At 36.0% G+C, this 23,974-nt stretch carries 19 protein-coding genes; 16 read left to right on the forward strand and 3 right to left on the reverse strand.

Annotated elements, in window-relative coordinates; translation table 11 throughout:
- The first annotated feature begins 13 nt into the window (after window positions 1-13).
- The 4 genes from RCJ95_RS05265 to RCJ95_RS05280 are packed head-to-tail and all read left to right on the forward strand — an operon-like array spanning window position 14 to window position 6,129.
- On the forward strand, window positions 14-1,444 hold the full coding sequence (locus tag RCJ95_RS05265) for a polysaccharide deacetylase family protein (RefSeq protein WP_274770068.1): 1,431 nt from the start codon (window positions 14-16) through the stop codon (window positions 1,442-1,444).
- Complete coding sequence (locus tag RCJ95_RS05270) at window positions 1,444-3,312, forward strand: glycosyltransferase family 2 protein (RefSeq protein ID WP_221681262.1); 1,869 nt, start codon at window positions 1,444-1,446, stop codon at window positions 3,310-3,312. Before RCJ95_RS05265 ends, RCJ95_RS05270 begins: the two co-directional genes overlap by 1 nt.
- A complete protein-coding gene (locus RCJ95_RS05275; protein WP_221681263.1) occupies window positions 3,309-5,060 on the forward strand; it encodes a polysaccharide deacetylase family protein in 1,752 nt (583 codons plus the stop codon). Before RCJ95_RS05270 ends, RCJ95_RS05275 begins: the two co-directional genes overlap by 4 nt.
- 22 nt (window positions 5,061-5,082) lie before the next feature.
- A complete protein-coding gene (locus tag RCJ95_RS05280) occupies window positions 5,083-6,129 on the forward strand; it encodes a glycosyl hydrolase family 18 protein (RefSeq protein WP_446721992.1) in 1,047 nt (348 codons plus the stop codon).
- Window positions 6,130-6,165: 36 nt separating this feature from the next.
- Here RCJ95_RS05280 and RCJ95_RS05285 read toward each other — a convergent pair whose 3' ends face one another.
- Window positions 6,166-7,068: a LysR family transcriptional regulator gene (locus tag RCJ95_RS05285; RefSeq protein ID WP_446721993.1), complete on the reverse strand. Its 903-nt coding sequence runs from the start codon at window positions 7,066-7,068 to the stop codon at window positions 6,166-6,168.
- Between the two features lie 155 nt (window positions 7,069-7,223).
- Between RCJ95_RS05285 and RCJ95_RS05290 the strand changes: the two genes are divergently transcribed.
- From RCJ95_RS05290 to sufB, 7 genes are all read left to right on the forward strand, one after another.
- Entirely contained in the window at window positions 7,224-10,169 is a 2,946-nt protein-coding gene (locus RCJ95_RS05290; protein ID WP_446721994.1) for a histidine kinase, read from the forward strand.
- Window positions 10,141-10,905 (forward strand): response regulator, encoded by a 765-nt coding sequence (locus RCJ95_RS05295; protein WP_221681266.1) that lies wholly within the window; start codon window positions 10,141-10,143, stop codon window positions 10,903-10,905. The genes RCJ95_RS05290 and RCJ95_RS05295 overlap by 29 nt, the downstream gene beginning before the upstream one ends.
- A 477-nt stretch (window positions 10,906-11,382) precedes the next feature.
- Window positions 11,383-12,162 carry a Fe-S cluster assembly ATPase SufC gene (gene sufC / locus RCJ95_RS05300; RefSeq protein ID WP_004228249.1) on the forward strand — a complete coding sequence of 260 codons (780 nt, stop codon included), beginning with the start codon at window positions 11,383-11,385 and terminating at the stop codon, window positions 12,160-12,162.
- A gap of 18 nt (window positions 12,163-12,180) precedes the next feature.
- Window positions 12,181-13,488, forward strand: coding sequence for a Fe-S cluster assembly protein SufD (sufD, locus tag RCJ95_RS05305; protein WP_221681267.1), 1,308 nt, complete (start codon window positions 12,181-12,183; stop codon window positions 13,486-13,488).
- On the forward strand, window positions 13,488-14,717 hold the full coding sequence (locus RCJ95_RS05310; RefSeq protein ID WP_048394396.1) for a cysteine desulfurase: 1,230 nt from the start codon (window positions 13,488-13,490) through the stop codon (window positions 14,715-14,717). The genes sufD and RCJ95_RS05310 overlap by 1 nt, the downstream gene beginning before the upstream one ends.
- Window positions 14,707-15,132, forward strand: coding sequence for a Fe-S cluster assembly sulfur transfer protein SufU (sufU, locus tag RCJ95_RS05315; RefSeq protein WP_221681269.1), 426 nt, complete (start codon window positions 14,707-14,709; stop codon window positions 15,130-15,132). Before RCJ95_RS05310 ends, sufU begins: the two co-directional genes overlap by 11 nt.
- Window positions 15,133-15,231: 99 nt before the next feature.
- The gene (gene sufB / locus RCJ95_RS05320; protein ID WP_016993620.1) at window positions 15,232-16,629 is read left to right on the forward strand and encodes a Fe-S cluster assembly protein SufB; all 1,398 of its coding nucleotides are present in this window, start codon (window positions 15,232-15,234) and stop codon (window positions 16,627-16,629) included.
- 334 nt (window positions 16,630-16,963) lie between these two features.
- On the opposite strand, the gene RCJ95_RS05325 is transcribed toward sufB, so the two are convergent.
- On the reverse strand, window positions 16,964-17,086 hold the full coding sequence (locus RCJ95_RS05325; RefSeq protein WP_255409625.1) for a hypothetical protein: 123 nt from the start codon (window positions 17,084-17,086) through the stop codon (window positions 16,964-16,966).
- A gap of 95 nt (window positions 17,087-17,181) precedes the next feature.
- The gene (locus RCJ95_RS05330; RefSeq protein ID WP_347723743.1) at window positions 17,182-17,949 is read right to left on the reverse strand and encodes a hypothetical protein; all 768 of its coding nucleotides are present in this window, start codon (window positions 17,947-17,949) and stop codon (window positions 17,182-17,184) included.
- Window positions 17,950-18,562: 613 nt separating this feature from the next.
- Here RCJ95_RS05330 and RCJ95_RS05335 point away from each other — a divergent pair.
- The 5 genes from RCJ95_RS05335 (at window position 18,563) to RCJ95_RS05355 (ending at window position 23,952) form a co-directional block, all read left to right on the forward strand.
- Window positions 18,563-19,558 (forward strand): ABC transporter substrate-binding protein, encoded by a 996-nt coding sequence (locus RCJ95_RS05335; RefSeq protein ID WP_446721995.1) that lies wholly within the window; start codon window positions 18,563-18,565, stop codon window positions 19,556-19,558.
- Window positions 19,559-19,739: 181 nt separating this feature from the next.
- Window positions 19,740-20,597 (forward strand): DUF72 domain-containing protein, encoded by an 858-nt coding sequence (locus RCJ95_RS05340; RefSeq protein WP_446721996.1) that lies wholly within the window; start codon window positions 19,740-19,742, stop codon window positions 20,595-20,597.
- Window positions 20,597-21,421 (forward strand): sulfite exporter TauE/SafE family protein, encoded by an 825-nt coding sequence (locus RCJ95_RS05345; RefSeq protein WP_004228257.1) that lies wholly within the window; start codon window positions 20,597-20,599, stop codon window positions 21,419-21,421. The genes RCJ95_RS05340 and RCJ95_RS05345 overlap by 1 nt, the downstream gene beginning before the upstream one ends.
- A gap of 20 nt (window positions 21,422-21,441) precedes the next feature.
- Window positions 21,442-22,809, forward strand: coding sequence for a bifunctional metallophosphatase/5'-nucleotidase (locus RCJ95_RS05350; protein ID WP_446721997.1), 1,368 nt, complete (start codon window positions 21,442-21,444; stop codon window positions 22,807-22,809).
- 33 nt (window positions 22,810-22,842) lie between these two features.
- Window positions 22,843-23,952 (forward strand): HD-GYP domain-containing protein, encoded by a 1,110-nt coding sequence (locus RCJ95_RS05355; protein WP_446721998.1) that lies wholly within the window; start codon window positions 22,843-22,845, stop codon window positions 23,950-23,952.
- The last annotated feature ends 22 nt before the right edge of the window (window positions 23,953-23,974 follow it).

Raw genomic sequence — 23,974 nt, forward strand, 5'->3', positions numbered from 1 at the left:
GAATTCATTGGAAATGAAACTACTTAAAATCTGTAGTCTGCTTATTTTATTGATTCTAACGGGATGTCACTCCGCTACCGAAGAAACGATTCATCCTGTTGATTCATCTATTAAAATCAAAAAATCTGATGGGTCAATGAGTGATTTAATTAGTCATGCCAATATTGTCGTATCGAAAGTTGCCTTAACATTTAATGGCTTTGCAGATAACGAAACAATGGAGCAATTACTAAGAAAATTAGATGAATCGAATATGAAAGCGACTTTTTTCTTGGAGGGCATGCGTGTTGCTCAGGAGCCAGAGCTTGTGAAGGATATCTTAAAGAGGGGTCATGAGGTACAAAACGGTACATTGACGTTTCCAAATGTAGCGACGTTAGATTATGACCAGACGTATGAAGAAATTTTTTTAACTAATCAAATTTTTGAAGAGCATTTAGGCTATACACCGAAATATGTGCGAAGTCGCTCAGGTGATGTAACCGACAATATGCGTTTAGTAGCAGCCACACTAGATATGAAGGCTGTTATTGGATTATCTATTAATCCACTTGATAGAAAAATGCAAAGTGCTCAAGAGCTGATTGACTATATCAGCCAATATATTGATAGGGGCTCTATCATCCATCTCAACACATACATTAATCCTGCCATTATTGATACCATTCCCTTATTAGCGCAATTAGCTAAAGAACGTGAGTACACGATTACTACGTTAAGCGATGTGTTAGACGAACGATATTTAACAAAGTCTGTAGAAGAAATAAAAGGGTATGACGCTGTTAGCCCCAATTTAAACTATGAGCATGCCAAGCCAAATATATATTATCGAAAAGAGACCTCCAAAAAAGAAATAGCTATTACTTTTGATGATTGGGCTCATGAAAAGCGCGTAAAAGAAGTACTGGACGTTTTACGAAAATATAATATCAAAAGTACATTTTTTTTAATTGGTAGTGGAGTCGAGAAAAATCCACAGTTAGCAAAAATGATTGTAGAGGAAGGTCATGAGGTAGCAAGTCACTCCTATTATCATTTAGATGTTACGAAAATGACACCTGAAGAATTGCAGGATGATTTAGTGAAGGCTCATCGAGCGCTGACCTATGCTTTACAAGAGCCACCGCTTTTATATTTCAGACCAGCGCAAGGCATAATGGATGAGCGAACAGCCAAAATTATTACTGCTGCGGGGATAAAAACCATTGCAATGTACGATATTGCTTCTTTTGATTGGAATTTAGATTTTAAAGCACAGGACATTTATGAACGAGTAATCGAAAGGGCTGCACCAGGGAAAGTCATTGTCATGCATATTTTAGATGGAACGAATACAGTAGAAGCATTACCACTAATTATTGAAAAACTACAACAAGATGGCTATAGCTTTAGTAAAATGTCGACTTGGATTGAGGAAGATATAAGTAGGGATGTGAATGAGTGATGACAACGAAAAAAGAGATTTTAACGACACCACGCTCTGACCGCCGAATTCTATCAAATATTCCCGATCCTGAAAATGTACGAAACCTAGTGGATCGACGTGGAGCATCCTACCAGAAAGAGGAGATTGATCCTACAGATGTGAACGAAGTTTATCGTCTCCAACGAATGAGTTTACGCTATGAAACAAATTTTGAAGTTCAGCTTAAAAGACCTAGACGTCCAGTGAGTTCAAATAAATATTATGCAGAGGATATTTCAGTAACGGGTATCCTTGTTTACTCCCATCAGCCCCAACAGTTATTAATCGATGAAATACTAACAATGGGATTCACAATACCAGGAGGGGCAATGCCAGAGGGCTATGAGTCCAAAGTCAAGTTAAAGGCTCGGGTTGTACGTTATTTTACGAAAGAAGTAGATGAACAAATCCGTTATTACATTGCTTGTGAATTTTTGCATCCATTAAATGAATATATGATAAAAAACCGTTGGGGCGTTTCTATTTTTGTAGCTAGTTTGTTTTTCTTGATTGTGTCCCTTTGTGTCATATTAATGAGAGCAGAAAGTTTGATTTATTTCAGATTTAATAAATTTTTATATCTTTATAGTATTATTGCCGCAACGTTTCTGTTAAGTAGATATATGTTTGGTATTCTCTATAAAAATGTACCAATTAATCCGAAGTTTGAACCAGGTGTATCCATTATTATCCCTGTGTTTAACGAAGAGGAATGGATTCATCGCACGGTATCAAGTTGTATCAATCAGTATTATCCAGTGGATAAGTTAGAAGTAATCGTTGTTGATGATTGTTCAACAGATCGCACAGAAGAAAAGGCAAAGGATATGATTAACCTTATACATGGTGAGGGTGAACGTTTTAGGACGAATGATCGCTTAAAGTTTTTTAAGCTCCCACAGAACGGAGGAAAACGTGAAGCCTTAGTTGCAGGGGTTCATCAAGCAAAACATGAATTAGTTGTGTTTGTGGATTCAGATAGTTTTTTAGAGCCACATGCCATCCGCAATTTAGTTCAGCCTTTCCAAGATCCTAAAATGGGCGGTGTGGCTGGTCGAACGGAGGTTGAAAATAAATTTACCAACTCGCTTACAAAATTACAAGCAGTCCGTTATTATATAGCTTTTCGAATTATGAAAGCAGCTGAATCATGGTTTGATACGGTTACTTGTTTATCGGGGCCATTAGCCTGCTATCGGAAAGAGCTTATTTTAAAAAATGAAACAGCCTGGCTCAATCAAAAGTTTCTTGGTCAGCCAGCTACATTTGGGGATGACCGCAGTATGACCAATTATATCTTAAAAACACATCGAACAGGCTATCAGGATAATGCAATTTGTTCTACGATTGTTCCTTCTGATACGAAAGTTTTTTTATCACAACAAATGAGATGGAAACGTTCTTGGCTTCGAGAATCATTACGTGCATTTTTATTTATGTGGAAAAAAGAACCTTTTATGTTTCTTTTCTTTATCATTGGTTTAATTGTGCCAATCGCTGCCCCGATTATTGTTGTATATAACTTAATTTATGTACCATTGATCTATGGCATTTTTCCAACAACGTTTCTACTAGGCTTACTATTAATGGCTATGTTAATGAGTTTGGCACATTTATTCTTTAGAAAGAGCACACTGTGGGGGTTTGGTTTTATCTTTGTTCTATACTATGAATTTATTTTGCTCTGGCAGATGCCAGTAGCATGGGTTACTTTTTGGAAATCTACATGGGGAACAAGAGAAACACCTCAAGACGTTTTAGAGAAAGAAAAGAAAATGGAGAAACAGAAATTACGAAGATCCCTATTTCAGTTATTTAAAAAAAGAAAAATGGGTGAGAAGGAATGAAAGGAAAAAGCATAGAACTTCAGCCAGCTAAAAAAAATCGTTGGAAAATCATTCGTTCGATCGTACAATTCATCATTGTGTTTTTCTTAGCTGTGATATTAATAAAAGCTATATTTTTGACAGAGAAGCGAACTGCTGAAGCAGTGCCATTAAACAATAAAGACGGGTTTATAGCCCTTTCTTATTTCGGGGTAAGTAGAAATGATTCTCCTAAATATGTATCAAAAAAGAATTTGGAAGAACAATTAACATTATTGAAAAAGCAAGGTTTTCAAACAATTACACAAAAGGATATATTAGATTTCTATAAAAAAGACAAACCATTGCCTAAAAAAGCATTGTATTTATCATTTGAGGATGGTCGCACAGATTCTAGTATTTTTGCTCAAAATATTATAGAAAAATTAAATTATAAGGCGACAATGTTTACGTATGCCAATAAAATGGCTACGAGGGATAGTAAATTCTTAAAGCCTAAAGATTTAAAGTTGATGAAAAGAAGCGGATATTGGGAATTAGGATCTAATGGGTATAGATTAACCTATATTAATGTTTTTAACGATAAAGGACAATCACTTGGTGTTATCGATGAAAATGATGTACCTAATAAAACAACGATAGAATACTACAACCATTATTTAATGGACTTTATTCGGAATCCATATATGATTCCAAGTGAAACACGACAAGAGATGGAAGAACGCATTAAGAAGGATTACACGTTGATGGAGGATATTTATCAACAAGAGTTTGGCGAAGTGCCAAAAGCTTATGCGATTATGCATGCTAATTCCCTTTATAACAATATGGACCTGTTAGTCCAAAAAATGAATGACAAGGAAATTAAAGACAAGTTTCGCCTGCATTTTAATTTAGAGAGGAGTGCCTATAATGATCGAGAGGCAGATCTTTATAACTTAAATCGCTTACAAGTATCACCGTATTGGTCAACCAATCATGTCATGATGAAAATTTTTCAAACTAGTAAACAAAACATTGAATTTAAGATAGGCGATCCTCAAATAGCACAAAATTGGCATGTGGTAAATGGAGCAGCTGAATTTGAAAATAATGAAATTACCTTAACCTCTCCTCCATCTAGTGAAGGCAGAATTCTCTTAAAGGATGCTTTAGCCGAAAGCTTTCAAGCACACTTTACTTTTAAAGGAAATGTTGTAGGTCAGCAAGCTTTCTACACCAATTACGATGAAAAAACAAACAGCTATTTACGAATTGCATTAGTAGATAATGAGATTGTAGTAAGTGAAAAATTACCAGAGGCAGGTATTGTTGAGAAGGAGCGCTTTCAGTTAAATAAAATAAAATGGAATGAAGAGGAATATGCATTTAACAAAGCGACCGTTTACACCTATCGTGATACTCAAAAGGGTTCTCGCATTGACGACAAAGAGTACCCAAGAAACCTAGCGAAAAAAAGAGTATTTCACATTAACGTCAATCAGGATAAAATAGAAATAAATGTAGATAATGTATTATCCGAGACCGTTCAAATAAATCCAGCATTACAAGGGTCACAGATTGGGTTTGGTGCGTTATACAGTAAAAAGGATACTTCACATGAACAGTATGCAGATGATATTTACGATACATTCGTAGAGGATATTTTGATTACAGATAGTAAAAAGCAAATCATTTATACAAACCAATATACGAATTTTGAGAAGGTAAAGAAAAAAACTATAGCTATGATAAACGATGTAGTGGATTTCTTTATTGAAACCTTCTAAACTGAGGTGAAATTTAATTCAAGTGAAGAATTTTGTATTGTTTATCTGTATAGCGCTCCTATTTATTACGGCTTGTAGTCCTAGTAAAGAACCATCAGCTGTAGCAAAAATTGATGCAAAAAATAAAGAGAAGCTTCGTTTGTCTATCTGGTTACCTGAATGGCAAAATTATTTTGCTATGGAGGATTTGAAAAATTCTCAAAAAGGACTACACGATATAAGGGTTTTCGGTGCTTATTTTAATAGTAATGATGAATTGCTTTTAACAGAAAATGCAATTGATATGTTGCAACAAACACAGCAGCAATTTACTAAATCACATCATGTAATCCTAACGCTTATTAATGATTATGTTACAGATAACGCTCCATCAGTTCAAAAGGATAGTAAGCTTTTGCACAGACTGGTCTATGATTCTGCTGCTAGAAAAAGGCATATCAGCAATATTTTAGAGGTAGTAGAACAGTACCAATTGGCTGGGATTGAAATTGATTATGAAAAGGTAGCACAAGAAGACCTAAAAAAATATACCCTCTTTTTAAAAGAGCTGTACCAAGCGCTTTCCAAAAAGAATAAGACATTACATGTCGTCCTAGAGCCAAGCTTTCCATTTGATGTGAAATTACCTGATGGACCTATCTATACTGTAATGGCCTATAATGTTCATGGCTATCATAGTGGACCAGGTGCAAAAGCCACTTTTTCTTTTCTTAATGATTTAGTGAAAAAAATCAAGAAGTCAAATCAAGATTTAGCCATTGCCTTTGCTACAGGTGGTTTTGAATGGGTAGCAGAAGATAAAACGTTTGCTTTAACGGAACTGGAGGCTGAGCAAATATTAGCTGATACGAAAGCAGAAAAGAGACGTGATAAGGCAAGTGGTGCGGTTTATTTTACGTATATAGATGATAGCGGAATCAGCCATGAAGTTTGGTATGCTGATCAAGTAACGCTTGAAAAATGGGTGAACTATGTACAGAGGAGAAACTATCATGACGTGGTGTTATGGCGTGCAGGAGGCTTAGGCGCAAAAACATTACAATGGATTGGTGAGCATTCAACTAAATAATGTGAAGTCAAAAAAAATCGCCAAAAAGGCGATTTTTTATTGGAATTGAGAAAGACGAGAAAAGAAGTTTTTCACAAAGTCTAAAAATATAGCTTCTGAAGGTGCGATTTCTCGATTAACTGGTGAAATAATACCAACTGTTCTAGGTATTGTTGGAGATTCGATAGGGACCTTAATGGTAAAGCGAGCTGCTGAATCATAAAGAGAGCTCTCTGGTAATAGACTAACACCTATGCCAGCTGCGACTAAGCCCTTTAGTGCATCCAAATCTTCTCCCTCTGAAATGACATTTGGTAAAAAGCCTGCAGCTCGACAAGCATCCATTGCTACCTTATGCAAAATGTAACCATCTGGAAATAATACAAATAGATCATTTCTCAACTCTGCAAGCTGTATGCTTTCTCTTTTAGCTAATGGATGATTGGCTGGTAAAAGAGCAGCAATATTTTCAGTAAACAGAATGGTTGATTGGATGGATTCGTCCTTCGGGGGCAGGGGTCCCAAAAAGGCGAGGTTCAACTCCCGATTTTTGACTGCATCAATCAAAAATCGATAAGACCCTTGACGTAGTTGAAATTGTAAATCAGGATATTCGCGTTTAAAGGCAGAAATAACGGTTGGCAGAACATAGCTAGCTAAACTTGTTGGAAAGCCGATTTTAATTGAGCCCTTTGCAGGATCAAGATATTCTTCTATTTGCTTTGCTGCAAAATCGATGGCCTTTAATGCCGTAATGGTATGTTCAAGAAATGTCTTCCCTATTGGTGTTAATTTGACATTTCGTCCCACTCGTTCAAATAACGAGGTGCCTAACTCATCTTCAAGATTTGCGATTTGCCGACTAATGGCAGATTGGGCTACATGAAGATGCTCAGCTGCCTCTGAAATATGCTCACGTTCAGCAACCTCTACAAAATAGCGTAATTGACGTAACTCCACTAACATTTCACCTCTATTAATCTAAAAATAAGATTGATTATACCTTAATTATATATTATTTAAGATGAAAAATGACTGTTCATGTCAAAATAAAAATTATAAGCTGTTAGATATTTGAGAGTTTGCTATTGTAAGATGAGGAGGAGGTGGGATTCATGATAAAAAAAAGTTTAAGTTGGTTATTTATTTTAGTAGCCATCACGATGCTAACTTATTTAATTTTTAACGATCAAGATACAAGCAATACTAAGTTACAGGCAGTGGATGGTCAATTAGATTTATCGGAAATAACAAAAGAGGAAGAGATTGTAGCATTGTCTGGAGAATGGCGTTTTATAGGCAATAAATTTCTTGAACCTGCTAATTTTCCTGATCATGCTCCCATTGAAAAGGTTCCTGGACCATGGCAGGCCGATGCAGAGTATGGTACTTATCAACTTAAAATTAAGCTACCACCTCATTTCAAAAAAATAGGTATTCGGGTACGAAATATTTGGTCATCTCATCGACTTTTTATAAATAATGAGATCGCTGCCTCCTATGGTAAACTTGCTACTGCTCGAGAAGCATCAGAACCAAGTAATCCTGTTTATGAAGTGTATTTTTCACCTTCTTCTGATTCGGTGACCCTAACAATACAAGTTGCAGATTTTTATAATGCAAGGCATGGCATTATATTTCCTATAGATATTGGAGATGCGGATGCTCTAGCAAAAGATGTCATTCAAGATGTGTACTTAGAAAAAACAACGATTATCATGTTATTAATATTTTCAATCTTTCATTTTAGTTTGTATTTATTAAGAATAAGAGACAAAGCGTTTTTTTATAGTGCAATGTATTTTTTTACGTTGGCAATTTTGGTATGTACAAGAGGCGAACGAACTCTTTATAGAGAGTTTCCTACTATAGAATTTGAATTTTATTTTCGTTTGCAAGATTTTATAACATATATAAATGCAGTGATGCTATTCCTGTTCTTTGCCTATACGGTAACAGCTATGATGAAGCGTAGGACAGCTTTATTATTTGTGTCACCACTACTATTATATGGTGTTGGAACACTGCTTTTACCAGCAAGATCCTTATCAGAGCTACAATATATATTTTTTACCTATATAAATTTCCTAGCATTTTTTATAATAGGACGATTATTGTATTTGATCATGACGAAAAGTGCTCATGTTCCAAAAAATGAACTGATAATATTAAGTGCCACAATTATATCTCTATTAATTTTTAGCATAAGTGGAACCTTTGATCAGCTTTTTTTCTCTGGACGAAATGTTTTTAATCGTATTGGTCTGCTATTCTTTGTAGTATGTATGAATATTTATTTGGCAATGCGACTAATTAATCGAACAAGAGACGCTGAATTATATAGTCAACGTCTAGAAAAGGCGACAATCGGTAAGGATTCCTTTTTAGAAGTGACAACAAATGAATTAGAACAACCTCTTTATCATGCATTAAATATAATAAAATCCTTATCAAATCAATCTATGACGGATAAGCAACAACTACTAGAACAACAATTAGAACGCTTATTATATCTAGTAAATGACTTAAAAGATTTTACTAGAATAAGATTTCAGGATTTCAAAATAGATGTACATCCTGTTAATATACAAATGATTATTCAGCATGTTCTAACTATGCACGAAAAGAAAATAAAAAAAACGCATATTCGTTTATACAAGCACATGAATCCGAAATTATTAGTTCAAGCTGATGAGCAGCGTGTAGGACAAATCTTATACAGGGTACTTGAAACAGCTATTGCTCACGCTGGGAATGGGGATGTGATCCTAACTGTTTTACATCTTGATGCAGACGTAAGGCTCTTGGTAGAAGGAGCTGGCCCTGAGCCTATACAGCAAAAAGCAGCAGATGAGACAGGACAGTCGATAGGGAAAGCCATCATTGAGCAGATGGGTGGTACATATTCGAAAGATTTATTACAAAATGGCATTCGATTTATCATCACCTTGCCATTTGGGGGCTACGAGCAAGTGCTAAAAGACAATGAGAAGTTTATCATTACGAATGATCAGCCACTGTTCAATGAAAATTTGCCAAGATTACTCATAGTTGAGGATGATGTCATTCATGCAGAGGTTTTACAAACATTACTACAAGGCCAATATGCGATAGAGGTAGTGCATTGTCCAGAGGAGGCACTCAGCATTATTCAGCAAAAAAGACCTGATTTTTTATTAATAGATGAAGTGATGCCTGGAATGGGGGGCATTGCCCTAACCAAATATATACGTCAGTATTATAGCTATATAGATTTACCGATTATTATGTTAGTAGCCAATGAATATCCAACGAATATTTCACTTATCCTGGAATCAGGGGCCAATGATTATATCCGTAAGCCAGCTACAAAAGAAATGTTACTTTCACGTTTATCGGCTATAGCATTAACGAAAGAGGCTATGGGCAAAGCGATACAGCATGAAATGGCTTTTCTACAGGCACAAATCAATCCTCATTTTTTATACAATGCACTCAGCAGTATTATTTCGTTTTGTTATACAGACGGGGAGCGAGCAGGGCATTTATTAACGATGCTTTCTACCTATTTACGTTATATATTAGAATCAGGCAAGGATGGACAACGCGCAACGTTAGAGAAAGAGCTTGAAATTATACGTGCCTATGTAGAGATTGAACAAGCACGCTTTGGTGATAAGTTAACGGTTATTTTGACAGTAGAAGAGACATTAGATGCTGCCAAGATAGAAATTCCAAGTTTACTGATACAGCCTTTAGTCGAAAATGCAATTCGTCATGGGATTTTTGAAAAGGATGGAAATGGGACAGTCTTTATTGAAATTAAAAGGCAGCAAAATAATCTTAGCATTCAAGTGAGAGATGATGGCGTTGGTATGACTGAGGAACAGGTAAAAGCTTTAAACAATGGAGAAAATATATTTTCAAATGGCATCGGATTTACTAATGTTCTACGTCGAGTAAAAGAAATGCCGAGTGCTACTCTTTCTATTACTTCTAAAAAAGATGAAGGTACAACAATGATATTTATACAACCTTTAAAGGAGCTTCAACATGTGGAAAATTATTATGGTAGAGGATGAACAGCCAATTTTAGATTTGCACAAGCTATTACTTGAAAAAGAGGGACTTTTTCAAGTTATTGCCACCTTTACATCACCTTTAGAAGCAATAACTCAAATTTTGTCCATTAAGGGTGAATATGATGCGCTAATTTTAGATATAGAAATGCCTAAGATGAATGGATTAGAGCTTGCGGCTATTTTAGTAGAAGAAGGCATTGATGTCCCTATTATTTTTTCAACAGCCTATGCAAAATATGCTGTTGATGCTTTTCGAGTACAAGCATTAGATTATGTATTAAAGCCCATGACACCAAGTATTGTACTACAAGTAAATGAAAGACTTACAAAATATTATGGGCGTCAAACACAGCGAAACACTACGAAGTTGGTAGTTAGTTTAAAAGGTGAGGTTGGAACAAGGATACATGACAAAGCTATTAAATGGCGAACAAAGGTTATGGAGGAGCTATTTTATTATTTATTAGTCCATGAAGGAATCGTAGTATCGAAGTATCGTATTTTAGATGATATTTGGCCTAATATAGATGAGAAAAAAGCGTTAGCTAATCTTTATAATACGATTTACCGTCTACGTCAGCTTTTTATAGAGCTAGGTTTACCTATTCAAATAGAACGCGTGAATGAGGGCTATGAGCTGAAGACAAATGATGCAATTGTTATCACTTCTACCTCAGAGTCAGATGCTTTTTTACTGGAATCAAAAGGATATTTATGGGCATATCATCTAAATTAATGGAGAAATGGCAGAAATGTTGGATACAATCTACGTTTCTGTCTTTTCATTTACCTAAATTTACTTTTTTGAGGATACAATCCATTAATTTTTATAGCAAAATTTCTTTCTTCCAATATGAACTTAAATTGATTCCATCTTAATGAAATAGGTTATAGTATAGATATGTTGTTTATGCTAATTTGTCACAAAACCGCTACAATTAGCACTTTTCTCGAGGTTTTCACTATGTAGCTAGATGAAATCAATTCTCAATTAGGGATATTTTATTGAAAATGAAGAAAGTCTATTCTCATTGTTTAGGTGAAGTAGTAATAATCTGAAAATGCTTACAAAGTCTTTATTTTTAAAGATTTTATTTAAGGAATGGGAAAGTAATTGAAATGGTTTGCATAGAGAACGATTTTCAGTTAAGATTAGAATGATGATAATTAAGGAATGGTTGACCCATTCACTGAACACTATGGAGGTATTTTCATGTCAACTTTAGTTATTAAAGATCTTCACGTTGCTATCGACGGAAAAGAGATTTTAAAAGGCGTAAATCTTACAATTAATACAAACGAAATTCACGCAATTATGGGACCAAACGGAACTGGTAAATCAACACTAGCTTCTGCTATTATGGGTCATCCAAAATATGAAGTAACTTCAGGTACTGTTGAGCTTGATGGCGAAGATGTACTTGAGATGGAAGTAGACGAGCGTGCTCAAGCTGGTTTATTCCTAGCTATGCAATATCCTTCTGAAATTGCTGGTGTTACAAATGCTGATTTCCTACGTTCAGCAATTAACGCGCGTCGTGAAGAAGGCGATGAAATTTCATTAATGAAATTTATCCGCGAATTAGATAAAAACATGGAATTCCTTGAAATGAACGAAGATATGGCACAACGTTATTTAAATGAAGGTTTCTCTGGCGGTGAGAAAAAACGTAATGAAATTCTTCAATTAATGATGATTAAACCAACGATCGCTATTTTAGACGAAATTGACTCTGGTCTTGATATTGATGCTCTTAAAGTAGTATCTAAAGGAATCAACGCAATGCGCGGTGAAGGCTTTGGCTGCTTAATGATTACACACTATCAACGTCTTCTTAACTACATTACACCAGACCATGTACACGTAATGATGCAAGGACGTGTTGTGAAATCAGGTGGTGCAGAGCTTGCACAACGCTTAGAAGCAGAAGGTTATGACTGGATTAAAAAAGAATTAGGAATCGAAGAAGAAACAGAAGAACAAGAAGCATAAGAAGGAGGACGAACTAGCATGACAGTGGAACTTAACTTGCCTGTAACAGTACAGGACGTGCGCTCGTTCTCAGAAGCAAATGGTGAACCTACTTGGTTTACAGAACTTCGCGCGGCAGCACTAGACAAAGTAACTGGTTTAGATTTGCCAAAACCAGATAGAACGAATATTACAAAATGGGATTTCATGAACTTCCCGGCGTTGGCAGTTCATAGTGAGGCATTCCCTTCATTGGATGCTCTACCTGAAGAAGCAAAAGGTTTAATTGACCTTGAAGCACAAGAAAACCTATATATTCAACGTAATAATACACCAGCATATATTAAGGCATCACAAGAACTTGCTGATAAAGGTGTTATTTTTACTGATATTTTCACCGCAGTTCGTGAACATGGCGAACTTGTACAAAAATACTTTATGACAGAAGCTGTTAAAGTAGATGAGCATAAGTTAACAGCACTTCATACAGCACTTGTTAATGGTGGAGTGTTTGTATACGTACCAAAAAACGTGATCATTGAGCAACCACTTCAAGTTGTTTTCCTTAATGACAATGCGGAAGCTTCGTTATATAACCATGTTTTAGTAGTAGCAGAAGCGAATTCAGCAGTAACATATGTGGAAACTTATGTTTCAACAGTTGAAGAGGCAAAAGGGCAAGCAAATATTATTGCGGAAGTCGTTGTTCAAGATAATGCACAGGTGACATATGGTGCAGTAGATGTCCTTGCAAAAGGCTTTACGACTTATGTAAATCGTCGTGCACGTTTAGCACGTGACGCAAAAGTAGATTGGGCTCTTGGTTTAATGAATGACTCAGATACAATCTCAGAAAATATTACTCATCTAATTGGTGACGGTTCTCATGCAGATACAAAAACAGTAGTTGTTGGTCGTGGAGAACAAAAACTTAACTTCACTACAGAGGTTCGTCACTGGGGTAAAAACTCAAACGGGCATATCTTAAAACATGGTGTCATGAAAGATGCAGCTCAATCTATCTTTAATGGTATTGGCTATATCGAGCATGGTGCAACAAAAGCAGATGCACAACAAGAATCACGTGTATTAATGCTGTCAGAAAAAGCTCGTGGGGATGCAAACCCAATTTTATTAATTGACGAAGATGATGTAACAGCAGGACACGCAGCATCTGTTGGTCGAGTAGATCCATTACAGCTTTACTATTTAATGAGCCGTGGTATCTCGAAAACAGAAGCAGAGCGCCTTGTTATCCATGGATTCCTTGCGCCAGTTGTTACGCAATTACCAATTGAAGGCGTTCAAAAGCAACTGACGGAGGTTATTGAAAGGAAAGTTCGCTAATGATGAATAAAGACATTAAAAGCTATTTCCCAATTTTAAATCAGGATGTAAATGGTCATAGACTTGTATATCTTGATAGTGCAGCGACGTCTCAGAAGCCTGTTCAAGTGATTGAAGCCATTAAAGCTTATTATGAATTTGATAATTCCAATGTTCACCGTGGGGTGCATACACTAGGAAACCGTGCAACAGATAAATATGAAGGTGCTCGTGAAAAGGTTCGTAAGTTTATTAATGCACAATCAACACAGGAAATTATTTTTACGCGTGGTACAACAACCGCTTTAAATACAGTTGCGACAAGTTATGGACGTGCAAATGTTGTCGAGGGTGATGAAATTGTCATTACTCATATGGAGCATCATTCCAATATTATTCCTTGGCAACAATTAGCCAAAGAAAAAAATGCAACTTTAAAATACATTGAGCTTGAAGCAGACGGCACTCTTAGCCTAGAGAAAGTACGTGCGACAGTCACACCTAAAACAAAAATTGTTTCGGTGTCTATGGCATCAAACGTACTTGGAACAATAAATCCAATTAAAGAAATTGCTCAAATTGCACATGCTAATGGTGCTGTCATGGTAGCCGATGGTGCACAAGCTGCGCCACATATGAAAATTGATGTGCAAGATTTGGATGTAGATTTCTTAGGTTTCTCAGGGCATAAAATGTGCGGACCAACTGGAATAGGTGTACTATATGGTAAAAAGGAACACCTTGAAAAGATGGAGCCAATTGAGTTTGGTGGCGAAATGATTGATTTTGTTGGGCTTTATGAGTCAACGTGGAAGGAATTACCGTGGAAATTTGAAGGTGGAACGCCTATTATTGCAGGTGCAATAGGTTTAGGAGCCGCTATAGATTTCTTAACTGATATCGGGTTAGATAACATTCTAGAGCATGAGCATAAGCTTGCAGGCTACGCAATGGATCAACTTGAAACAATTGACGGTTTGAAAATTTTCGGCCCACGTGACCCTATGAAGCGTTGTGGATTAGTAACATTTAATCTAGATGATGTACATCCACATGATGTGGCAACGGTGCTTGACATGAACGGTATTGCTGTTCGTGCAGGACATCATTGTGCACAGCCACTAATGAAATGTCTTCAGCAAGTAGCGACAGCGCGTGCAAGCTTCTATCTGTACAATACAGAGGAGGATATTGACCGTTTAGTTGCAGGGTTACGTTCTGCGAAGGAGTATTTTGGCGATGTCTTTTAATAATTTAGATCAACTATATCGTTCAGTCATTATGGATCACTATAAGAATCCTCGTAATAAAGGATCTTTAGAAGAGAATGCTGTAACGATCGATATGAACAATCCGACTTGTGGCGACCGTATTCACTTAACATTGAAAGTGACAGACGGTGTTGTAGAGGATGCAAAATTTGATGGTGAAGGCTGTTCTATTTCTATGTCCTCTGCATCAATGATGACACAGCTCATCAAAGGAAAGAAAGTAGAAGAAGCTATTGAGCTTTCTGATATTTTTTCTAAAATGATGATGGGTGAAGAGTACAGTGATAAATATGACCTTGAGGATGTTGAGGCACTGCAAGGTGTTTCACAATTCCCAGCACGAATTAAATGTGCAACATTGGCTTGGAAAGCAATGGAAAAAGGTGTGAAATAAATCTTACTTCCTTGTTCTTGAGTGAAAGCTACTATGGCTTCACTCAAAGCAAGGGATGATTACCTAGAAAAATACATCTCAATGAACGGAGGAGAAACGATGGCTAAAAAAATGCCTGATATCGGCGATTACAAATACGGTTTCCATGACAAGGACGTATCAATTTTCCGTTCAAAACGCGGTTTAACTGAAGAAATCGTCCGTGAAATTTCAAATATGAAACAAGAGCCAGAATGGATGCTAGAATACCGTTTAAAAGCTCTTGAAACATTTTATACAAAACCGATGCCACAATGGGGTGGCGATCTTGGAGATTTAGATTTTGATGAAATTACGTACTATGTAAAACCATCAGAAGCTACTCAAAAATCATGGGATGAAGTACCTGATGAAATCAAAGCAACTTTTGATAAATTAGGTATCCCAGAAGCTGAACAAAAATATCTTGCAGGTGTATCTGCACAATATGAGTCTGAGGTAGTTTATCACAACATGAAAAAAGACCTTGAAGATCTTGGTATTGTGTTCAAAGATACTGACTCTGCTCTACGTGAAAACGAAGATATTTTCAAACAATATTGGGGCAAAGTGATTCCTTACACAGACAATAAATTTGCTGCTTTAAACTCAGCAGTATGGTCAGGTGGATCGTTTATTTATGTGCCACCAGGTGTTAAAGTAGAAACACCGTTACAAGCTTACTTCCGTATTAACTCAGAAAATATGGGTCAATTCGAACGTACACTTATTATTGTAGATGAAGGCGCTCACGTACACTATGTTGAAGGTTGTACAGCTCCTGTTTACACAACAAACTCTTTACACTCAGCAGTTGTAGAAATTGTTGTTCGTAAAGATGCATATTGCCGTTATACAACAATTCAAAACTGGGCGAACAATGTTTACAATCTTGTAACGAAACGTACAGTTGTAGAAGAAAACGGTACAATGGAATGGATTGATGGTAACATCGGTTCTAAATTAACAATGAAATACCCAGCATGTATCCTAAAAGGTGAAGGTGCTCGTGGTATGACATTATCGATTGCATTAGCAGGTAAAGGACAACACCAACATGCTGGCGCTAAAATGATCCATATGGCACCAAACACATCTTCAACAATCGTTTCTAAATCGATTGCTAAACAAGGTGGTAAGGTAACGTATATGGGACAAGTTCGTTTCGGTCCTAAAGCAAGTGGTGCACGTGCTAACATCGAATGTGATACGCTGATTATGGATAATCAATCGACTTCTGATACAATTCCTTATAACGAGATCTTTAATGATAATGTATCTTTAGAGCACGAAGCAAAAGTTTCAAAAGTATCTGAAGAACAATTATTCTATTTAATGTCTCGCGGAATTTCCGAAGAAGAAGCAACAGAAATGATCGTAATGGGCTTCATCGAGCCATTCACAAAAGAACTACCAATGGAATACGCAGTAGAAATGAACCGTCTGATTAAATTCGAGATGGAAGGCAGTATCGGGTAATACACCTGAAATGCTTGATATATAAGGATTTTAGAGGCGTTAGAAAAACAATGAAAATCTGCCGTGCCGAAAACGTGCCGATTCAGATTTTATCATTTGTGTAGGAGGCGAACTTTTTTAGTTCGTCTTCTTCTATTTTCTCAGAAATATCTAAGTAAGTATCAGAAGTTGTTTTAATTGTTTTATGCCCTAATCGGTTAGAAACAAATTTTATACTAGCCCCCCGATTTTAAAAGCAACACTGTATGTGTGTGTCTGAAACAATGAGTACCTTTATAATCTACACCAGCTTTTTTACAATACTTCTCTATACTTTCTCGAACCGTAGAAGGTGTTAAATAATTTCCAAGATAGTTTTGAAAAATGATATTACCATTATTTTCATTTGAATTTGTTTAGCCATTGCTTTCTTCTTACCAAAGCCAGTGAATTTAATTGTTTCTGCTATTGTATCCATGTCATGCACCCCTTACAGATATTTGTAATCTTATTTTATAGAAATATTGCCAATAATACATATAAAAAAAAGCCACTCAGTTGAGCGGCCTATACCTATTTTTCATTTAAAGCTGGGTGTTCATTATAATTAGTAACTACATCTGGGAAGCTTTCTGTTAAAAAATTATCCCAATTTATTTTATCTAGTGTTGCTTTATCTATACTAAACTTCATTACTGCGGAATCTTTCTCTTTACCGTAATTGTCAATAAGAGGTAGCTGCCAATCGACATTTATTTGTTTAATATTATCAACTTTTGAAAGTGGTTCTAAAATTTTTATAGAATCCATCCACATACCACGTTTCATCATATCTAATGTGAAATTATCCGAAGCATTTAAAGTTAGATTTAAACCACTATCGGTTGCTTCTACTTTTTCTATTACTTTTTTCTGCGAGTTATTATTTTTTCCTAGTTTATCAGTAATGATTTTTTCGACTTCTTCTGTTGAAACTTTACTAATTATTTGGGCAATGTTTTCATCAATTTTCTCTTTTTCTTCTTTAGTTAATTCTTTTTTGGGTTCTAATAAGCCAGTTTCAATAAGTGTCTCTAATTTTCCATCTTTAAAAACAAGTGATACGGAAGATTCTTTATCTATCCCATTTTCTCCGTCATAGTCTAAAAACAATCGTAAGTCTTCATTTTCTTTTGCTTCTGGATTTTTTGATTTGCCACCTACTATTTCTTCTACTTCATCTAAACTCATACCTTGTTCCAACTTTTTAAATTCGTCTGGGGTTATTGTAGCAATGTTTTCATCACCGCATGCAGCAAGTAATAATACTGATAATGACCCTATGTATAGTAATTTTTTCATTATACATTCCTCCCTCCATAATTACATTTTAGGGAATTTATTGGTGAAAGTACATAAAAAAACAGACAACCAATATTAGTTATCTGTGTCCTTGTCTATATGCTGCAGTAAGTCACCTAAGTTCTTTACATCCAATGTAATCATGATTTTTTCTAACGCATCCTTTGGATACATCCAGGAGCCTGTCATTTGAAAGCTGCCACTATTGCTGCAGCATTGGAGATCAGCACAAAGACAGTTTATCGTAGCGTTAAAAGTTAGAGAAATTAGGCATCATAGAAAAAGTACCAAGAATGAGATTAAACGGTAATAAAGGGGCTCGTATTTATCGCATTTTACCTTATGTCCCATCGAGTGTGTCCCAACGAGAGACAGACGATAAAGTTAAATTGTGACTAGGGGTTTTTTGTGTTTTTACGTCGTGAAAGAAAGTGGATAATTATAATATATCGAAATAGTACTGGATTTATTTAAGATTACATACTAAAATGATAATGAGAATCAATATCAATTGAAAAGGGGGATGGTAAATCTAGAAGATGTGCAGTACTTCAATAAGCAAGATGAGATAGTTAATCATCATAACAATCATCATTCAAAGGAGAATCGGTAAATGAAAAAGAAATTTTTATTTATTAGTTTCATAGCATTATTTACGCTCATTCTCGCCGCATGTGGAGAGAAGAAGGCATTAGAAGAGGAATCTTCCACTGGTACACCAAAAGAAGAAGTGACACAAACAAAAGAAGAATCAACAAATGAAAATGGCACGAGAACGATTGAATATCTTGGTGAAAGCTATGAAGTGCCAGAAAAAGTGGAAAGAATTGTTGTAACAGGAGCTATGGAAGCAATGGAGGATATGGTTGTGCTGGATGTTCACCCAGTTGGAGCTATTGCTATTGGTGGCAAGTTCCCTGAGCTATATGCTTCTGTAACAGACAAAGCAGAATCTATTGGCGAGAAGATTAAACCAAACTTTGAAAAAATATTAGAATTAAATCCAGATGTCATTTTAGGGTCCACAAAGTTCCCAGAAGAGGTACAAAGTAAATTAGAGAAAATTGCACCTACAATTTTGGTTTCACATATTTCGACGAACTGGGAATCTAATTTGAATTTACTAGCTGAACTAACTGGTAAGCAAGCAGATGCTGAGAAGATATTATCTACATATAAAGCTGATATTGAAGCTGCTAAATCCACGTTAACTGAAAAACTACAAGATCAAAAAGTGGCGGCTATTCGTATTCGTGGCGGACAAGCGTATGTTTATCCAAAAGAAGTATTTTTAAATGCAGTTCTTTATGGAGAGCTTGGTTTAGCAGTACCTGATGAAGTTGCTAAAGCTAAATCTCAAGAGGCCATTTCTGTTGAGCAACTTGCAGATATGAATCCTGATTATTTATTTGTGCAGTTTTCAACAGATGAAAATGCGGACGCGCCGAATGCTTTAGAAGACTTTAAAAAGAATCCAATCATCCAAAATATTACTGCATTTAAAAATGACCAAGTATTTGTTAATGTACTAGATCCATTAATGGAAGGCGGCCCTGCATACAGCCGGATTAAGTTTTTAGAGGCGATTCAGCAAAATCTTGTGAAATAAATGTAGCCTGTTAAAGTAGCATGAGTTCAATGGAATATGGACGCATGCTTTTTCTTTTGCAAAATTAAGTAGATGCTCAATCTGCTATTAGTTTAGACAAAAGAAGGTATATTTTTTACATGATGTTTATTTGTAGTGACATACTGTGTGCTATGATTATGTACATAGAGGAGGATGTCACATGATTGTAGTAGGATTAACTGGTTGGGGCGATCACCCTTCACTTTATAGTGGAGTGACTACTTCAAAGGATAAATTATTTGATTACACAGGTCATTTTTTAACGGTTGAAGTAGATACTTCTTTTTATGCTGTACCAGCCAAAGAGCATGTTCGCAAATGGTGTGAGGATACACCTGAAAACTTCCGTTTTGTTGTGAAAGCTTACCAAGGCATGACGGGGCATTTACGTGGAGAGATTCCCTTTGAATCCAAAAATGATATGTTCAATGCATTTATTGAATGTGCCAATGAATTTAAACGTTATGGAAAGCTAGCCATGGTATTAGCACAATTTCCACCATGGTTTGATTGCCAAGGAAAAAATGTGCAATATTTATTGTATATCCGACAACAGTTAAAGGATTTTGAAGTAGCGATTGAGTTTCGAAATCAAACATGGTATGCGGAAAATGTTGTCAAGCAAACGATAGATTTCTTACGAGAACAACAATTTATCCATACGATTTGTGATGAACCACAGGCTGGTGTAGGATCTGTTCCTTTCTATCCTGTAGTGACTGCAAATAAAGCGTTGATTCGTCTCCATGGTCGCAATATACATGGATGGCGGAACACAGGAAATGCAGAAAATTGGCGTAAAGTTCGCTTCTTATATGATTATAATAAAGAAGAATTACATCAGCTTGGGGATAGCATGAAAAAGCTTGAAACAGAGGTCAATGAACTCTTCGTTTTATTTAATAATAATTCAGGTAATCATGCAGCGAAAAACGCAAAGGAGCTACAAGGTATGTTGAATATTAACGATGTCGGGTTGGCACCTAAACAATTAAACATGTTTGAAGGGGAACTATAATGGAGTTTATTTTATTAGTCATCATTGCATTGCTAGCTGGTCTAATTGGCTCATTAGTTGGGCTAGGTGGTGGTGTAGTATTAGTACCAGCAACATTATACATCGGCTTAAATTTAGGAATGATCCCAGATATTACACCACAAAAAGTAGTCGGTTTATCAGTTGTGATGATGATTTTCACGGGACTTGCCTCCACACTAAGCTATATGAAATCGAAAACGGTGGATTATAAAAGTGGTTTTATATTCTTTATTGGAAGTATCCCTGGAACGATTCTTGGCGCATGGGTCAATAAAGGGTTAGATTTACCATCCTTCAATTTATATTTTGGTATTTTACTTATTATTTTATCGATTATTTTGCTTGTGCGTGACAAACTGAAGCCTGTAAAATGGTTTGTAAAAAATGGTATGCAGCAAGAATTTACTGACTCTGAGGGAAAAACCTATGTATATGGCTATCCCATTTGGTTTGCCATTACATTAACATTTGGTATTGGCTTTGCTTCCGGGTTATTTGGAATAGGTGGCGGCTCCATGATTGTGCCAGCAATGATTATTTTATTCTTATTCCCACCACATGTCGCGGTGGCAACATCGATGTTTATGGTGTTTTTAACGTCCATCGTTAATTCCGCAAGCCATATTGCGTTAGGACATGTCCCTTGGCTCTATACAATCCCAGTGATCCCAGGTGCTTACTTGGGTGCAAAGCTAGGTGCTGCGTTAAATAAAAAGATTAAATCCGATACACTTGTACTAGCTTTAAGGATTATTCTATTATTATTAGGAATTCGATCTATTATAGAAGGCATATTAGCTTAATTTGAAGTGAGGTGGCTTTAATGCTTGAAAAAATCCATATTTTTCACACAAATGATTTGCATAGTCATTTTAAGTATTGGCCACGAATGCAAAGCTATGTGAAAGAGAAAAGAAATAATCTGGCGAATATCGGGGAAACAAGCTATTTGTTTGATGTTGGAGATCATTTAGATCGTTCCAACATTTATACAGAAGCAACAGTTGGGAAAGGCAATGTGCGATTGCTCAATGAAGCAGGTTACGATGTGGTGACAATCGGCAACAATGAAGGCATTACATTATCTCATGAAGAACTCTTTCACTTGTATGACAATGCTAATTTTGATGTTGTTGTGGCAAATGTATATGCCTCACATGGGAAGAAGCCAGCATGGATGAAACCCTATGTAATATTAACAACAGCAACGGGTACGAAGCTGGGTGTCATTGCAGCCACGGCCATGTTTGAAGTATATTATGAAGAATTAAATTGGCATATGGACGACGCTTGTAGTACATTGCTACGTTTAGCGCATCAACTACGTGAAGAAGTAGACATTGTTGTATGCTTATCCCATTTAGGCATTACAGAGGATGAGCTCTTAGCGGACGAGTGTCCAGAAATTGATGTTATATTCGGCTCTCATACGCATCATGTCCTACCAGAGGGCAAAGTGGTTAATGGGGTTTTACTGACAGGTGGAGGTAAGTTTGGCCAATATACTGGACATCTTATCATAGAATATGATAAAAAATTGAGGAAAATTGTTGAAAAAAAGGATACTTTAATTCATAATAAGGATTTGCCAATTGTTAAGAATGAACAAAACATGGTGCAGTTTTTGGAGGATGAGGGTAACAGAATTTTGGATACTCCAGTTTTTACAACAAAGAAAGCCTACAACAAGGAATGGTTCCATTATTCACAGCTATCTGATTTATTTGCACATGCAATTTTGGAGAAAAGTGGTGCCGACTGTGCATTATTCAATGCAGGGATATTTTTAGATGGTCTTCCTAAGGGAATAGTGACTGCCTTAGATTTGCACCGAATTTTCCCACATCCCATTAATTTATGTACAATTGAATTATCCGTTGCTGAAATGAAAGAAATTTATATGCAATCCAAAAATGAAGAATGGCCCTATATCGAACTAAAAGGATTAGGGTTTAGAGGCGTCATTTTTGGGAAAATATTGACATATGGATTTTCCATGAATGAAAATCGACAATTATTAATTAATGGTAAGCTAGCCGATCAAAATCACATTTATAAACTGGTCACATTGGATCTGTTTACATTTGGTTATTTTTATCCAAGTTTTAAATATGCAAAAAAACAATATATTTTACCTGAATTTTTACGAAACATTATGATAGATTATGGTCAAAGATTCTTTAAACAATAGAGAGAGTTTAAAGAATGGAATGGGGAAGAAGTCATGCGATTAATTTCAATCGATGTATTAAAAGAAGGAATGGTATTAGGAAGAACCATTTGGAATGAGGCAGGTCATCCGCTTTTAAAGAAAGATGTTGTCATTAATGACCGTATTATTCAAAGACTTCAACAGTTAAATACACATTATTTATATATTGACGATGAGATTTCTGAGGGTATAGAAGTAGAAGAGACCGTTCCACCTGCTATGCGAAATAAAGTCATCAAAACTATAAAGGATTCGTTCCAATCCATTGATGGTTTGAATCCAGTAAATGCTTCTTATATATTAGATCAGCAATCAAAGACAATTGTTTCGATTGTAGATGAATTACTTTCTGCAGTTACTGGAAATAATGAAATTCTAACCATTTTAACAGATGCTTATTTATTTGATGAATATTTATATCAACACTCTTTTCAAGTGACATTGTATTCTATTGCCATTGCCAAAGAACTTGGTTACTCTGCTGAGGATTTACGTTTGATCGGGATCGGTGCATTATTACACGATGTCGGTAAACTAATGGTACCGAAAGATATTTTAACAAAGCCAGGACGTTTAACGAATGATGAGTTTGAAATGATGAAGATGCATGCTCGTTACGGTTTTGATTTATTGCGGAATTTACATTCAATCTCTCTGCTTGTGGCGCACTGTGCTTTCCAACACCATGAACGTATTGATGGAAGTGGCTATCCAAGAGGACTTGTTGACTTTGAAATTCATCCATTTGCCAAGATAATTGGCGTTGCAGATGTTTTTGATGCGGTGACGACGAATCGTGTATACCGGGAAAAGATGCTTCCTTCACAAGGACTAGCTATTGTTGAAGCTGGCTCGGGTACTCTTTATGATGCTCGAATTGTAAAAGCTTTAAAAAGAGCTGTCGTTCATTATCCAAATGGTGTTATTTTAAAATTATCAGATGGACGCCGTGGGATTGTATCTAGACAAAACACGTTGGATGCGGCATTACCATGGATTCGTATTTTTGAAGAACAAGATCAATTGCTTGCAGCTACATATGAAATTAATTTAGTGGATTATCCTGAGGTAATAGTTGAAAATGTTGAGACGGATTATGTGGTTCCCGCAAAAGTAGAATAAATTACTCCTCCTGTTCATACGT

This window comes from Lysinibacillus sp. BSL11 (assembly GCF_052928325.1).